The organism is Deltaproteobacteria bacterium, from assembly GCA_005879795.1.
Taxonomy (GTDB): domain Bacteria; phylum Desulfobacterota; class Binatia; order DP-6; family DP-6; genus DP-6.
The window spans coordinates 1-15339 of the sequence record VBKJ01000137.1; the positions used below are offsets into that span (position 1 = coordinate 1).

12 protein-coding genes and 1 pseudogene are annotated in these 15339 nt (G+C 74.9%); 6 read left to right on the forward strand and 7 right to left on the reverse strand.

Going from position 1 to position 15339, the window contains the following annotated elements; translation table 11 throughout:
* Positions 1-21 precede the first annotated feature (21 nt).
* Both E6J59_09860 and E6J59_09865 read right to left on the reverse strand, forming a co-directional pair.
* On the reverse strand, positions 22-933 hold the full coding sequence (locus E6J59_09860; GenBank protein TMB20016.1) for a hypothetical protein: 912 nt from the start codon (positions 931-933) through the stop codon (positions 22-24).
* Positions 912-1514, reverse strand: a complete 603-nt coding sequence (locus E6J59_09865; GenBank protein TMB20017.1) for a dephospho-CoA kinase — start codon at positions 1512-1514, stop codon at positions 912-914. The genes E6J59_09860 and E6J59_09865 overlap by 22 nt, the downstream gene beginning before the upstream one ends.
* 81 nt (positions 1515-1595) lie before the next feature.
* Here E6J59_09865 and E6J59_09870 point away from each other — a divergent pair.
* Positions 1596-2225, forward strand: a pseudogene (locus E6J59_09870) (hypothetical protein).
* An 82-nt stretch (positions 2226-2307) separates the two neighbouring features.
* Here the strand turns inward: E6J59_09870 and E6J59_09875 are convergent.
* From E6J59_09875 to E6J59_09885, 3 genes are read right to left on the reverse strand one after another with little or no spacing between them, the layout of a single operon-like run.
* Positions 2308-2793, reverse strand: coding sequence for a hypothetical protein (locus tag E6J59_09875; protein ID TMB20018.1), 486 nt, complete (start codon positions 2791-2793; stop codon positions 2308-2310).
* 4 nt (positions 2794-2797) lie between these two features.
* Positions 2798-3268, reverse strand: a complete 471-nt coding sequence (locus E6J59_09880) for a hypothetical protein (GenBank protein ID TMB20019.1) — start codon at positions 3266-3268, stop codon at positions 2798-2800.
* A 46-nt stretch (positions 3269-3314) separates the two neighbouring features.
* On the reverse strand, positions 3315-6095 hold the full coding sequence (locus E6J59_09885) for a response regulator (GenBank protein TMB20020.1): 2781 nt from the start codon (positions 6093-6095) through the stop codon (positions 3315-3317).
* A gap of 205 nt (positions 6096-6300) precedes the next feature.
* Between E6J59_09885 and E6J59_09890 the strand changes: the two genes are divergently transcribed.
* The 4 genes from E6J59_09890 (at position 6301) to E6J59_09905 (ending at position 11158) form a co-directional block, all read left to right on the forward strand.
* The gene (locus tag E6J59_09890; GenBank protein ID TMB20021.1) at positions 6301-6906 is read left to right on the forward strand and encodes a hypothetical protein; all 606 of its coding nucleotides are present in this window, start codon (positions 6301-6303) and stop codon (positions 6904-6906) included.
* Between the two features lie 10 nt (positions 6907-6916).
* Positions 6917-8530, forward strand: coding sequence for a glycerol-3-phosphate dehydrogenase/oxidase (locus E6J59_09895; protein ID TMB20022.1), 1614 nt, complete (start codon positions 6917-6919; stop codon positions 8528-8530).
* Entirely contained in the window at positions 8527-9930 is a 1404-nt protein-coding gene (locus E6J59_09900; GenBank protein TMB20023.1) for an FAD-binding oxidoreductase, read from the forward strand. Before E6J59_09895 ends, E6J59_09900 begins: the two co-directional genes overlap by 4 nt.
* A 76-nt stretch (positions 9931-10006) precedes the next feature.
* Entirely contained in the window at positions 10007-11158 is a 1152-nt protein-coding gene (locus E6J59_09905; protein TMB20024.1) for an FAD-binding oxidoreductase, read from the forward strand.
* 67 nt (positions 11159-11225) lie between these two features.
* Here the strand turns inward: E6J59_09905 and E6J59_09910 are convergent, their stop codons facing one another.
* Positions 11226-12512, reverse strand: coding sequence for a hypothetical protein (locus E6J59_09910; protein TMB20025.1), 1287 nt, complete (start codon positions 12510-12512; stop codon positions 11226-11228).
* Positions 12513-13115: 603 nt separating this feature from the next.
* On the opposite strand from E6J59_09910, the gene E6J59_09915 reads away from it, so the two are divergent.
* Positions 13116-14051, forward strand: coding sequence for a hypothetical protein (locus E6J59_09915; GenBank protein TMB20026.1), 936 nt, complete (start codon positions 13116-13118; stop codon positions 14049-14051).
* A gap of 110 nt (positions 14052-14161) precedes the next feature.
* On the opposite strand, the gene E6J59_09920 is transcribed toward E6J59_09915, so the two are convergent.
* A complete protein-coding gene (locus E6J59_09920; protein ID TMB20027.1) occupies positions 14162-15325 on the reverse strand; it encodes a 3-deoxy-7-phosphoheptulonate synthase in 1164 nt (387 codons plus the stop codon).
* Positions 15326-15339 lie beyond the last annotated feature (14 nt).

The window sequence follows — 15339 nt, forward strand, 5'->3', positions numbered from 1 at the left end:
GTCACATGTGTCACGCCCGCGCTACGGATTCCCTGCCGCCAGCCAGCCGGTCAGCCGGCCGAGCTCCTCGCGCCCGCCCTCCCAGAGGAGGGTGCGGGCCTCGCGGGGGCGCCAGACGCCGCCCGACTCGCCCACCAGCCCGGGCGCCGGATCGCGCAACACGGCGGCGCGCAGGAACGGGAACTCGTCGATCAGCGCCGCCACCTCCGAGTCTGCAAAGAAGGGCGCCGTCATGGTCTCGGCGGGCAGGTGGCGCGGACGGCGTTCGCGCTCGCGCTGGGTCTCCTCGCTCGCCCACGCGACCGCCGCCCCCTCGTAGTACCGGAGGACGGTGCGGAGCCCGCCCAGCACCGCCGCGGGGGCCGCCTCGCGCCCAGCGAGGGTCTCGACCTGGCGGCGCACCCGGAGGACGTCCTCCTGGTAGGCGCCGAGGCGGCTGCCGCCGGCGAGCGCGGAGAGTCCGCGCGTCACCTCCTCGACGCTCACGTGCGTCCCGGGGGGCAGCGGCGGGGGCGGCAGCGTGGCGACCAGCGTGCGCACGCTCGGCGCCTCGGCCGGTGCCGGCGGGACGGCCGCCGCGAGGGCGCGCTCCCAGGTGCTCGGGCCGAGCGCGAGCGGGACCTCGGCGGCGGCGCGGCGCACGAGGAGCAGCACGGCCTTGTGCTCGCGGCGCGCCTCGCGCACCACGCGTGCGTACTCGGCGCAGCTCGGCGCGAGCGCGCCGTTCGCCTGCACCACCGTGTCGCCGACCCGGAGGCCGGCCGCCGCCGCGGCCGACTCGCCGTCCACCGCCGCGACCGCGAGCCCGCTCGACGCAGCCGCCGCGAGCGCGAGCCCCGTCTGGCCCCGGTCCTCTTCGCACGGACCCGCCGCGCGGGCGCTCCCCGCGGTGGCCAGCACGAGCCCGAGGGTCAGGAGACGAGCGTGCGCCATGCGTCCTCCACCGCGGCCTGCAGGGCCGCGGGCGGACCGTCGTTTTCGATCACCAGGTCGGCCTGCCGCCGCCGCTCGGCGTCGGACAACTGCGCGTCGAGGCGGCGCTCGACCTCCTCGCGCGTGAGTCCGCGCGCGGCCACGATGCGCGCGATCGCGTGCTCGCGCCGGGTGGAGACCACCCACACCCGATCGACGAGCGGCCGCCAGCCGGCCTCGAGCAGGACCGCCGCCTCGACCACGAGCGGCCCGTCGAACCCCTCGGCGCGCGCGGCGGCGATGCGGCGGCCGACCTCGGCCGCGATGAGCGGGTGCACGAGCGCGCCCAGGCGCGCGCGGGCCGCCGGGTCGGCGAACACGCGCGCGCCGAGCGTGCGGCGATCGATCGCGCCGTCCGCGCCGACGACGCCCGGGCCGAAGGCCTCGACCACGCGCGCGAACCCCTCGCTGCCCGGACGGTAGACCTCGTGCCCGATCCGGTCGGCGTCGATGACGCGCGCCCCGAGCTCGGTCAGGATCGCCGCTACGGTGCTCTTGCCCGCGCCGATCCCGCCCGTGAGCCCCACGATCGGAGCCGCCATCGCCGCCGTCGCTATCCCAAGCCGGGCGGCAAGTCGAGGTTCCCCGCGCCCGCGTGCTATAGAGGCGCGCCGCGCTCCCCCATGAAGCTCGCCAGCCACCGCCGTCGGATCGCGCTCCCTGGGGGCGGGGCGGTGTCGGCGGTGGTCGCGCTGCCGCCGGGCTTCCGGCGCGGCGGCCGCACGCCCGCCGTGATCCTGGCGCACGGCGCCGGCGGCGACATGACGAACCCGTTCCTCTCGAGCGTGCAGACCGGCCTCGCCCGCGAGGGCTTCGTGGCGGTCAAGTTCAACTTCCCCTACACGGAGGCCCGCCGGCGCGCGCCCGACCCGCGCCCCGTGCTCGAGCGCTGCTACCGTGCGGTCGTGGACGCCGTGCTCGCCGATCGCTCGCTCGGGCCGCCCTGGATCGCGATCGGGGGCAAGTCACTGGGCGGCCGGATCGCCTCCCACCTCGCCGCCGCCGGCGCCCCCGCGCGCGGCCTCCTCTTCCTCGGCTATCCGCTGCACCCTGCCGGGCGGCCGGAGCAGCTCCGCGCCGACCACCTCCCGGGCGTGGCGCTCCCGATGCTGTTCGTGCAGGGCACGCGCGACACCCTCTGCGACCTGGAGCTGCTTCGCCCCGTGCTCGCCCGGCTGCCGCGCGCGACGCTCCACACCATCGAGGGTGGCGACCACTCCTTCCGCGTCCCGCGCCGCGCGGGACGAACGGACGCCGACGTGTGGACGGAGATCGTCGCGGTGGCCGCGCGCTGGCTGCGGGGGCTCGGCGCGTAGCGGGCGCGCCGCGCCGCCACTACCCGCGCGGCGCGAGCGCGGGTCGGACGAGGCCGGCGTGATACGCGCGCAGCCAGGCGACGGTCGCCGTCTCGCCCTCGGCCACGAGGCGGAGGATCTCGCGCGTCTCGAGGTCCTGGTCGAGCCGCTCGAGCACGTCGGCTATCGGCCGGGTCGCGGCTGCGTCGTCGGGGTAGCGAGCGAGGAAGAGCGCGAGCTTCTGCTCGTCGGAGACCTGCGCCGAGCCGAAGCGCTCGACGGCGGCGGCGCGCACGGGCTCGGCGAGCTGCGCGCTCGGCCGAACGCCCATCTCGCCCAGGCGCTCGGCCAGAAGCTCGGCGTGGGCGGCCTCCCGCTCCGCGATGACGCGCAGCCCGCCGCGGAGGCCGTCGAGGGCGCAGACGGCGATCCACGCCGCCAGCACCTCGGCCGAGGCCGCCTCGGCCGCCCGCAGGTCGTCGAGGAAGCGGATCACCCACTCGCGCTCGGGCTCGGGAGCGCTCACGGCTTCACGCCCCTTCCCGCTCGAGCGCGTCGCGCATGCGCCTCAGCCAGCGGAGGCTCGCCCGCTCGTCGTCGACGATCGTTTCGAGGAGCGCCTGGGTCTCGGCGTCGCCCTGCGCCCCGCGCACCAGCTCACCGAGTCGGGCGTCCTCGCCCGCAGGCAGGCGTCCGAGGAGGAGGGCCAGCTTCGAGCGGTCGGAGACGCCCGGATCGGCGACCACGCCGCACAGCGCGGCCAGATCGCGACTCGGCCGCGCGCCGGGAACGCCGCCGAGCGAGCGCAGGCGCGCCTCGGCGAGGGCGGCGTGCCGCCGATCCCGCGCGCGGATGACACGCAGCCCGCCGCGGAGGCGCACGTCCGCGCAGGCGACGATCCAGCGCCCGATCGCCTCGGCGCCCGCCCACTCGGCCGCCTGGAAGGCGTCGAGGAGCCCGAGCACCCGCGCTGGCTCGGAGCCGGGAAGCGGCCGGAGCATCGCACGAAGGCTACGGCTTCCGTGCCGGGAGTGTCAAACTTCGCGCCTACTTGCGGCCGACGACGCGGATCTTGTGCCGGCGCTCGACGGGCGGCGCCTCGCTGCGCGTGAGCACGGCCGCGAGCAGCTGCCCGAGCCGCAACGCGCCCCCGGCGTGCACGGGGTCGGCGAGCGCGGCAGCGAAGGCGGCCGCGGCGTCGTCGGGGCCGGGCACGAGGATCACGCTCGGCGGCGGGTCGAGCGCGGCGAGCCGCGCCACGATCCCGTAGCCGTCGCGGCGGGGCAGGGCCAGATCCACCACCACCACCTCCGGTCGCACCACCTGGAGGAGGTCGCCAGCCTGCTTCGCGTCCCAGGCCATCGACACCGAGAGGCCCCCGCGCGCGAGCGCCTGACGGAGGCTCATGAGCGCATCCACCTCGGCGCCCGCCGTGACCACCCGCGTGCCGCGCACGGCGTAGCGCGCGAGCGTCGCCACCACCTCGTCGGGATCGATCGGGCTCCCGACCGCCTCGATCATGCCGAGCATGAGCGCGCGGTCGGCGCCGGGATCCGCCAGACAGCCCCAGAAGCGCGCCCCGTAACCCGCCGCGCGCGCCGCGGCGACCGCGCCGAGCGCACCGGGCGCGAGCAGGTTCACGACGATCCGCGCCGGCGAGAGCTCCGCGAGCTGCTCGGCCAGGTCGTCCGCCGGCGGCATCACCTCCACGTGATGCTCGTCGAGGGCCCTCTCTCTCCAGCTGTCCGCGACGTCGACCACGAGGATCGGCCGCCGTCCGGTCTCCATCTCGCGCACGCGCGGCCGCGCCGCGGCCGGCGCCGTCACCGTCACCACCCGCACCGGCTCGCTTGCGGGCGGAAGTGGGGCCGGGGGCGGCGCCGCGGCGGGCGGGGCCTTCAGCCGATCCCCCTCTGCGCGCAGCCGCTCGAGCTCGGCCGCCTGGGCCTTCACCTCCGTGGCGCGCCGCGCGAGGCTGGCCTCGAGCTCGCCGAGCGCCGCCTGTGCCGAGCCGAGCGCGCTCGTGAGCTGCGCCCGCTCCTCCCGCTCGCGGGCGAGCGCCTCGCGCAGGTGGGCGTCGGCGCCCGAGGCCGCGGCCGCGTCGGCGGCCAGACGATCGCGCTCCGCCTCCGTCGCCGACAGCGACTCGCGCAGGCGGTCGCGCTCGGCGGCGAGCGACTCGAGGCGTGCGGCGAGCGTGGCCATGTCGGCGTCCCGCTCGCGGCCCGCGCTGGTCGTCCGCCCCGCCTCCTCGCGCAAGCGCTCCGCCTCGCGCGTCAACTCGCCCAGGCGCGCGGTGGCCGCCAGCTCGCGCGCCCGTCCCTCGCCGAGGGCGATCTCGAGCCGGTCCTGCTCGGCGCTCGCGGCCCGTCCGGCCGCCACCAGGCGCTCGATCTCCGCGTTCGCGCGCGCCGCCTCGTCCTCGAGCGCGCCCGTGATCGCGCGCGCCGAGCCGAGCGCCCCGCCCAGCATCTCGACCTCGGCCGTCGCCGCCGCCAGCGCGTCCTCCGCCCTCCGCGCACGCTCGCGCGCCTCGTGCACGGCCTCCTCGCCCTGCAACCGCTCGCGCCCGCCCGCCGTCTCGAGCTCCTCGCGCAGGCGCTGCTCGCGCGCCGCCGCCGCGCGGAGCTCGCTCGCGAGCGCCGCGTGTCCCTGCTCCCGCTCGCGGAGCTGGGCGCGGGCGCCAGCCACGGCCTCCTCGGCCTCCTCCGCCCGCGTGCGCAGGCGCTCGACCTCGGCCGCCCGCTCCGCGGCGCGCGCCGCCGCCGTCGCCTCGTTCGCCGCGGCCGCCCGGCGCACCCCCTCGAGGTCGGCGATCGCGCTCGCCGTCGCACGCTCGGCCGAGGCACGCGCCGCCTCGAGCGCCGCCTCGGCGCGCGCCCGCGCGGCGCGCTCGGCCGCCGCGGTCTCGAGCGCCGCGGCCAGCCGCGCCCGCTCGCGCTCGGCGCCCGCCAGCGCGGCGGCGAGCGTCTCGGCGCGCTCCGCGTCCCGCTTCGCCTGCTCGAAATCAGCGGCCAGCCGCGTCCGGTCGGCCGCGGCGAGCTCGAGGGCCGCGCGCAGGCGATCGGTATCACCGCTGCGCGCCGCGAGCTCGGCGGCGAGCACGGCGCGCTCGGCGCTCCGCGCCGCCACCTCGCCGCGCAGCTGCTCGCGGTCGGCCACGAGCGCCGTCACCTCGGCAGCCGGCTTGGGGACCGGAGCGGCGACCGGCGCCCGCGGCGCGCCGACCGGCTCGACGCCGCCCCGGCGCCGCACCGCCTCGATCATCGCCGCCAGCTCGCCGAGCGGGCGCTCGAGCGTGCGCACGTCGCGCTCCGCGAACGAGCGCGGCGCGAGAGCGATCAGCACGAGGCTGCCGACCGGCGTCGGTCCGGCGTGCAGCGGGATACACGCGATGGTGCGCACCGCCGCCGCATGCTCGACCAGGCGCGGGACGTAGCGGTTCCGCGCCACGCTCTCGATCAGGTAGGCGCGGCGGTTCAAGAGCCCGTTGAGCGGCATGTCCCACGCCGTCGGGTCGGTGCGGCGCGCGTTGCGCAGGCGGCGGCAGCCCTCCTCGGAAAGGCCGACCTCTGCGACCAGACGGAGGAGCCCCTGCCGCTGGTCGAAGAGGCAGAGGGCGCCGGCCTGCGCCCGGCTCGCCTCGAGGATGGCGCGCAGCGCGGGCTCGAGCGCATCCTCGGGCGCCGCGGCGTCGGCGGCGATCTCACGCAGCCGCTCGCGCAGCGCCTCCCCCACCGCGGGCGGCCGAGCCGCGGGCGGGGCCGACGTCTCCGGCACCGCGTTCCGCCCCCCGGGGCGGCGAGGCTTGCGGGGGAAGATCGCCATCGCGCGCCTTTTGCAACGCCTGTGCCGGGTGGAGGCGATCCTCCTCCCGGCCCGAAGGCGGCCGGATGGTCAAAAACGCACACCCGGCGGTACGATTGCGTCGCAGGACGGAGGCGCTCCCAACGGCCGCGAAGAGTTGACTTCGGGCGGCCCAATGGGCATGGTCCCTGCTTTCATGCGCTCTTTCCGCGCCAGTCAGGTCCTCATGGCACTCGCCTGCTGGAGCCTGGCGACCCCGGCCCGCGCCTGGGACGATCCGGTCGCGGGCCTCGCCGCCCGCGCGCGCGCCGAGTGCGAGACCGGCCGCCGCGCGACCGATCGGCAGGTGCGGAAGGATCACTTCGACCGCGGCCAGGCGCTCGCCGAGCGCGCCGTCGCGCTCAACGACACGAGCGCCGACGCGCACTTCGCCCTCTTCTGCAACCTGGGCGAGCTCATGCGCCTCGACGGCGAGACCCTCTCCCAGGTCTTCCAGCTCCGCCGCCTGATGGCGGAGGTCAACCGCACGCTCGAGCTCGATCCGAATCACGTCGATGCGATGGCCGCCAAGGGCACGCTCCTCGTCCGCCTCCCGCGCCTGCTCGGTGGCGACGCCGTGAGGGGCGAGGCGATGCTCCGCCAGGTGATCCTGCGCGACCCGAGCGCGGTCAGCTCGCGTCTCGCGCTCGCCAACGTGTGCGAGGCGCGGGGCGACCGCGACGAGGCGCTCGCCTTCGCCACCCGCGCGCTCCAGATCGCGCGCGAGCAGGGCCGCGCCGACAAGATCGCCGAGGCACAGGCGACGCTCGCCGAGCTGCGCGCGGCCCGCTGATCGCGCCGCGATGGCCTCGCCGTTCTCCGCCGAGACGCGCGAGGCGATGCTCGCCGCCCTCCCCGGCACGGCGCTCGATCTCCTGGTCATCGGCGGCGGCATCACGGGCGCCGGCGTGGCGCGTGACGCGGCGCTGCGCGGTCTCCGGGTGGCGCTCGTCGAGCGCCTCGACTGGGCCGCCGGCACCTCGAGCCGGAGCTCGAAGCTCATCCACGGCGGCGTGCGCTACCTCGAGCAGGGCGACCTCGGCCTGGTGCGCGAGGCGGCGAGGGAGCGCAGCGTGCTGCGCCGCCTGGCGCCCCACCTGGCGCTCCCCGTCCGCCTGCTCATGCCGACCTACGGCCGCGCGGGGCACGCGAAGCTCGGCCTCGGTCTCTGGACCTTCGAGCACATCGCCACCGTCGCGCCCGAAGAGCGGCACGCGATGTGGAGCCGCGAGGAGGTCCTCGAGCGGGAGCCGACGCTCGACGGCACGCGCCTCCACGGCGCCGCCACCTTCCTCGAGTACCAGACCTGTGACGCGCGCCTCGTGCTCGAGACCGTGCTCGGCGCGCACGTCGCGGGCGCGCGCTGCGTGAACCACGTCGAGGCGACCGGGATCGCGGACGGCGAGGTCGCCCTGCGCGACACGCTCACGGGCCGGAGCACTCGTGCGCGCAGCCGGATCGTCGTGAACGCCGCCGGCCCGTGGGTGGACGAGGTGCGGCGGCGCGCGGGCGCGCTCGCGGGGCCGAGGCTCCACCTCACCAAGGGCATCCATCTGGTCGTGCCGCACGGGCGGCTCCCGGTGCGCCACATCGTCGTCATGCAGGCCCGCGACCGCCGCGCGGTCTTCGCCGTGCCGCGCGAAGGCGTCACCTACCTCGGCACGACCGACACCGACCACGGCCCGCCCACCGACCATCCCGCGGTGACGGGCGAGGACGCGGACTACCTGCTCGAGGCCGCCAACCGCACCTTCGCCGGGCCCCCGCTCGCGCGCACGGACGTGGTGGGGGCGTGGGCCGGGCTCCGGCCGCTGCTCCACGAGGAGGGCAAGCGCGCATGGGAGATATCGCGAAAAGACGAGATCATGGTGAGCGACACCGGCCTGGTCTCGATCGCCGGCGGCAAGCTCACCACCCACCGCCGCATGGCGGAGCGGGTCGTCGACCTGGTCGTCGAGCGCCTCGGACGGGCGGCCGGCGCCTGCCGCACCGCGAGCGTGCCGCTGCCGGCCGGCGCGCTCGCTCCGGAGGAGCTGCCGCACCTGGTCGATCGGGTGCGCGCGGGGCTCCCGCAGCTCGCGCCGGGCGGGGCGGAGCGCCTGGTCGCGCTCTACGGCGCGGGCGCCGAGCGCATCGTCGCCCGCGGCCGGGCCGAGCCGGCGGCCGGCGAGGTGCTGCCCGGCGGCATCCTGCGCGCGGAGGTCGCCCACGCCCTCGACGAGGAGATGGCGCTGACGCTCGAGGACCTCCTCGAGCGGCGCACGCGCCTCCTCCTCTTCGATCCCGGGCAGGGGCTCGCGTGCGCCGCGGCGGTCGCGGACATGGCTGCCGCGCGCCTCGGCTGGGACCGGGCGCGCACGGCGGCGGAGCTCGAGGGCTACCGCGCCCTGGCGGCGAGCTCGAGGGGGTTCGCATGAGCGAGATCGGCGAGGCCCTCGCCCGCGAGCTGGGGCGCGATCGCGTGGCCGAGGACGCGGCGACGCTCGCCGCGCACCGCACCGACTACTGGATCCTGGCGCACCTGCGCGCGCGCCAGGGCCGCCTGGCCGGCGGGCCCGCCTGCGTGGTGAAGCCGCGGAGCACGGCCGAGGTGGCGAGCGCCATCCGCCTGGCGAAGCGCCACGGCGTCCCCGTCGTCCCCTACGGTGCGGGCTCCGGCGTGGTCGGCGGCGCGACACCGCCGGCGGGATCGCTCGTCGTCGACCTGACCGCCATGAGCCGCCTCCTCGAGCTGAACGAGCCCGCACTCTACGCCCGCGCCGAGGCCGGGATGCTGGGCGGCGCGTACGAGGCAGCCATCGGCGCGCGCGGTTACACCAGCGGGCACTACCCGCAGTCGATCGACCGCTCGACGGTGGGCGGCTGGGTCGCGACGCGGGCCGCGGGGCAGTTCTCCACCCGCTACGGCAACATCGAGGATCTCTGCCTCGGCCTCGAGGCGGTGCTACCGACCGGCGAGGTGGTGCGCACGGAGCCCGTGGTGCCGCGCGCGTCGGTCGGCCCGAACCTGCGCGAGCTCTTCCTCGGCAGCGAGGGAGCGCTCGGCGTGGTCACCGAGGTCGCGCTGCGCGTGCACCCGCTGCCCGAGGTCCGTGCGCTCGCGAGCTTCGCCTTCCCGAGCATGGGGGCCGCGCTCGACACCGTGCGCCGCGTGCTCCGCGTCGGGTGGCGGCCGGCCGTGCTGCGCGCCTACGACCAGATGGAGACGGAGCGCCAGTTCTCCGCCTGGGCGCCGGCGGACACTTGCCTGCTCCTCGTGGTCTCGGAGGGCCCCGGCGCGCTCGTCCAGGCCGAGAGCGGGGCGTGCGCCAGCGAGGCGGCGACGGCCGGCGGCAAGGCGGTCGGGACCGGGCCGGTGGCGCACTGGCTCGAGGCGCGGAACAAGGTGCCTTCGTGGGACTTCTTCCTGGACCGTGAGATGCTGGCCGACACGATCGAGGTGGCGGCGACCTGGGACCGGATCGGGACCGTCTACGAGACCGTGGTCGCGGCGCTCGCCGGCGCGCGGGGCGTCATCGTCGCGAGCGGGCACAGCTCGCACGGCTACCCGCAGGGGACGAACATCTACTTCACCTTCGTCATGAAGCCGGAGCCGTTCGCGGACGCCGAGGCGGCCTACCTGGAGGCGTGGGGGCGCGCGCTCGGCGCCACGGTCGCCGCGGGCGGCACGATCTCGCACCACCACGGCATCGGACGGCTGCGCGCGCCGTGGCTGGAGCGGGAGCTCGGGAGCGCGTACCCGCTCCTGCGCGCGCTCAAGCGCGCCCTCGATCCGAGCGGGATCATGAACCCGGGGGTGCTGCTCACGCACGTGTAGGCGCCCCGGGTTTCACGTCCCGCCCGCGCCCTGGTATCGTGGCGTCGATGGCGTCGAGTCCCGTGGCCCGACCCGGATGAGGGGTGGTGAGCAGGCGAACGTGACCGCCGGCCGCCGCTTCGAGGTGATCATCGTCGGCGGCGGCATCGCCGGCGCCTCGCTGGCCTACTTCCTCGCCGAGCGGGGCGTGACCGACGTCCTCCTCCTCGAGCGCGAGCCGCAGGCCGGCTACCACGCCACGGGGCGCAGTGCGGCGACGCTGGCGGAGCTGGATCCGATCACGACCCTCCACGCCCTCAAGGTCATGGGCGGCCATTTCCTTCGCCAGCCGCCCGCCGGCTTCGCGGAGACCCCGCTCCTCGTGCGCTCGGGGGTCATGGTCCTCTTCAAGGAGAAGACGTGGGACGCGATCCGCGCAGCGGCGCCGGCGATCGAGCAGCTGGGAACACGGCTCATGCTTCTCTCGCCCGCCGAGGCGATCGCGCGCGTGCCCGCCCTCCTCGCCGACCGCTTCGCGGGCGCGGCACTCCTTCCCGACGACGGCCACATCGACGTGCACGCACTCCTCTGGGGCTACCTCGGCCACGCGAAGCGGCGCGGCGCCGAGCAGCGCTTCGGCGTCGAGGTGTGCGCCGTGCGGGTCGAGGCGGGGCGATGCGTCGGTGTGGTGACGGCGGGGGGCGAGATCCACGCGCGCTGGGTGGTGAGCGCCGCCGGCGCCTGGGCAGGGAAGCTCGCCGCTCTCGCCGGCGCGGCGCCCATCCCGATCGTGCCCCACCGGCGTACGATCGTGACCTTCGCCGCGCCGGTCGACGTGCGCGGCTGGCCGATGGTGCACAGCGACGACGACCGCCTCTACTTCGCGCCCGAGTCGGGCGGCCTGCTGCTGAGCCCGATGGACGAGGACCCGATGGAGCCGTGTGACGCGCGGCCCGACGACGAGGTGATCGCGCGGGGCCTCGCGCGGCTGGCCGGGCTCGCGCCGTCGCTCGTGCCCCAGACGCTGCGCCGCAAGTGGTCGGGGCTGCGCACCTTCGCCCCCGACCGCATCCCCGTGGTGGGCGAGGACCCGCGCGTGCGCGGCTTCTTCTGGCTCGCGGGCCAGGGTGGCGCCGGCATCGAGACGAGCGGCGCGCTCGGGCCGATCGCCGCCGACCTGATCGTGGACGGGAAGACCGAGCGGTTCGACGCGCGGGCGCTCGCCCCCGCGCGGTTCGCGGCCAGCTGACGCTTTCGAGCGACGGGCCGGAGAGACCGGGGAGTGGGGCGCCAGGGTCCGATGGGTGCGGGTTCGGTCATTCCGCCCTTCGTGGGGACCCTGCCCCATCCGTGCTGCCGAAGACCCGCGCGTTCTCGAATTTGAAGACGTCGTAGTGGGCCGTGTTGCCATCGAGCGAGTTCCCCTGCCAGTCCCAACTGAAGATGAAGGAGCCCTCCATGCGAGAGCTCGCCCAGTGATCGAACTCGGTCTTCAGCTCGTCGGGGCTCGGACGGCGCCAGGTGGAGTCTTCGAAGTCCTGAATGACGGCATAGTAGTGCGGGACACCCTGGCTGCTGGCCGCGGCGATGGCCCGGTCGATGTCGGCGAAGTCACAGGGCGAGCTCGCCGGTTGACGGCAGGGATAGATGTCCAGGCCGATGATGTCCGCCGTCCCGACGAAGTAGTGGTACGGATACCACTCGATCGTGCCGCCGGGCACGTAGGCCGAGTTCGAGACGACGATGTAGGTCGGCTTGGCCGGATCGTGCAGCCTGATAAGGTCCGAGCGCGCCTTGAGTTGCTGCGTCAGGTCGGGGCAGTTCTGGTGCGCCTGCTCCGGCTCGTCGGCCACGTAGTAGCCGAGGACCGCCGGAGGTCCCTTGATGGCGTCGACCGCGGCCGCGATCGCCGAGTCGGAGCTCGTGAACGCGCAGGTGTCCCCGTCGTAGTCGCCCACCCAGACCATCGCCTGCATCCCGAGCGCGGCCACGCTGTCGAGCGCGCTCTTGCTCGCCACCGAGTTGACGGCGTTGAAGCCGAGCGACTGGAAGAGCGCGTCGTGCACGCCGTGGGTAGTCTCGTACATGCCGCGCGGGAAGAAGCCGCCCGGCGGGGCGAGGGTCGTGGTCGTGGTGCTGGTGCTGGTCGTGGGGGACGTGCTGGTCGTGGTGGGCGTCCGGGTGGTCGTCGTCGTGCTCGTGGTCGAGGTCGTCGTGGTCGGGGGGGCCAGACAGTCCAGAGCCGACTTCCCCTCCTCACAGCACGTGCGGCAGGAGCGGGCGCCATCCTCACAGCGCAGCCTGCCGTCCCGGGACGCTCGATCCGCAGCCTCGATGCAGAGACGCTTCTGGCGGCGGGCCCCCTTGCGACAACGGCGGCTCCTCCCGCAGCTCTTCAGACCTTGGCGAGCCGTCCGTCGGCAGGCGCCTCTCGCGCCGAATCGCTCATCCTGAACCTGCGCAGCGCAGCTTGCCCTCTCCCTGACGCAAGCTCGCCGGCACTTTTGGTCGTTCGAATCTCCTCGGGCCGCGCCGGGCGAGGCTTCGACCGCAACCGATACGGCGCACAGAAGGGAAAGGAGCGCGGCTTTGCCGAGACGCACGGACTCTGTCCGGTCGGCTCCGAACTCAGGTGGGTCCTCGTGGCTACCAGAGGCGAGTTTCTCCCCTCGAGCTCACTCGCGCAACTCGTCACCCGGGTCATCCCGGAGTGACGGGGGACCCGCCTCGGTGCAACGAGAGCAGGAGCGCCGGCAGGTGATCGGCCTGCCAAAGCGAGCCCGGGCCGCAAGGCGGCAGGTGGTGAGGCGAATCGCCACATTGTGACCTCCCGCCTCATTGTCGAGACAGACCGTCACCGGCAGGCGCCGCGAGCCCCCGAGTTCTCTAGGCGGCTGGCGGGCACCGTTCCTGCATGCTACGGGCCTCGCAGCGGACCCTCGCGCTCTCCGAGCGCGAGATGGAGGGGACTCCTGCTACTGCCCTCACTACGAAGATGCAGGCGGGGTGGGGGAGGTCGTCCGCCGCCTCTCCGCCGCCATGGCGGCGCGCAGCGCCGGCCGCGAAGCCGCACTCTGAAGGCGAACGCATGCATCGCGGCTCTGGTGGGCGCGCTGGTGGCCGCGCCGCTGGCGGCCGCGCCGCCGACGCCCGCCGCCGTGCCACGGGATATCCACGCCGGCGTCCGGGTCAGGCTGGAGGCCACGATGACGAGACCCAGGACGGTCGTGGCGGAGGGGGTCGAAATCGTGGCGGGCGCCGAGGGCGAGGACGGTCTGAAGGCGGTCATCGAGACCGTGGACCCGGAGGCAAAGACGCTGACGGCGCTCGGCATCAAGATCGTCGCATCGGACGCGACGGTGCTCCGGGGGGAGAGCCAGGAGTGCCTCCCGTTCTCGGCGATACGGCCCGGCCGGCGGGTCTCCGCGAGGGGGACGTTCCGCGGCGACGCGACGCTCGTCGCCTCGAAGCTCAGGATCAGGCCCGAGAAGCCCGAGAAGGCGCGGGACGTCACGCTCGAAGGACCGGTCCAGCAGGTGGATTCCGGGAGCACGAGCTTTGCGGTGCTCGGGGTGACCGTGATGCTGACGCCGCAGACGAAGATCGAGCGCGGCGGGCGCGGAGGAGAAGGGCTCGCGCGAAGAGTCGTGACGGGTGCTCCCCGAGGGGAGGCGCCTCCGTCCATTCCGAGCTACGGGGTGATCTGGAAGGAGAGGCTCACGCGCTCCGGTGAGCCCAGGGATGAGGCCGGATGGACCTGGCTCCGCACTCATGGCGTCCGGTCCGTCGTCAACTTCCACTTCCTCCCGGAGGACAAGGAGGCGTCCGAACGGGCCAGGTTCGAGCACTACCTGTCGCTGCCGTTCGAGGAAAAGGAGCCCCCCACGGACGCCGAGGCGGAGACGTTCCTCGCCTTCGTCCAAGACCCGCAGCACTGGCCCGTCCACATCCACTGCAAGGAAGGGAGATACCGCACGGGGCTCATGGCTGCCCTGGCGCGATACGCCATCGATGGCTGGTCGATCGACGAGGCGCTGGCGGAGGCGAGGCGCTACACCAGGGGCAAGGACCTGTACGCGCGGGACGTCAACTGGCTCCGCCGCTGGGCTGCCAAACACAAGCCCGGCAGCCACCCCCTCTGACAGCACGCGACCCGGATCAAGTGCGTGGTGGGGAAGCGTGATGCGGCGAGTAGGAGTCGATCCAACGCCCGACCACGACCTGCGGCAACAAAAACGGCGGGGCGGGCGAGCTAACCGGGCGATTTTCCATGAGGCGGCCCCGCCCCAAGAAACAACCGCCGCTTGTCCGCTTCCATGCGCGCCAGGTAGCCCTTCTCGACGGCCGCCGACGCGAGGTAGCTGCGGTCGAGCTCGCGCCGGAGCCGCCACGTCTCGCGCGCCGCGCGCACGAGGGCGCGGAGCTGCTCCGGGAAGAGGCCCTGGAAGCCGTCGGACTTGGCGATGAGCGGGTTCGGGTGCGCTTCGACCAGGACGACCGCGGCGCCCGCCATGATGCCGGCGAGCGTCGCGGGGTGGACGAGGTCACGAATGCCGGTCCCGTGCGAGGCATCGACGGCGACCGGGAGGCCCGAGAGCTGGTAGCGGAAGGCGGCGATCGAACCGCAGTCGAGGGTGTTCCGCGTGTAGCGGTTGGCGCTCGTGATACCGCGCTCGCAGAGGATCACGTTCTCCTTGCCGCCGGTCATGATGCGCTCGACCCAGAGGAGGTAGGCCTCCGTGTCCAGCGAGTTGCCGCGCTTGTGGATGACCGGCAGCGGCGTCGTGCGCAGACGGTTCAGCAGCGCCTGGTTCTTGCTGTTCGGCTCACCGATCTGGATGCAGTCGACGCCCGCGTCCTCGTAGACGGGCACGTCGGCCGGGTCGAGGATCTCGACCACGGTCGGGAGCCCGAACTCGCGCCCGGCCTTGACGATGAGACGGAGCCCGCGCTTCAGCGACTCGGCGTCCGAGGCGCCGAGCCCCTCCCAGCCGCTGTACGGGCTCGAGCGGTACTTGACCACGCCGCCGCGCAGCGCGTTCCCGCCCGCCTCCTTCACCAGGCGGGCGGCCTCCGTGATCTGCGCCTCGCTCTCGACCGAGCACGGGCCCGAGATGAAGACCAGCTCGTCGCCCCCGCACACCACGTCACCGATCCTGACCGTCTGGTAGATCGGGCGGTCGGGCGCACCCTTCTGCGCCGCGCGCTTGTAGGCGCGCGAGATGGGGATCAGCTGCTCGACGCCGGGGAGCTCCTCGATCTCCCCCACGGGGAGCGTCGAGATGTCGCCGTACACCCCGACCAGCGTGATCTCCTCCCCGACCATCTTGCCGGTCTTGAAGCCGAGGCCGTGGAGCTTGTCCTCGACGGCCGCGACCTCGTCGCGGGTCGCGTCGCGTCGCATCTTGACCAGCATGGCGACTCTCTCCT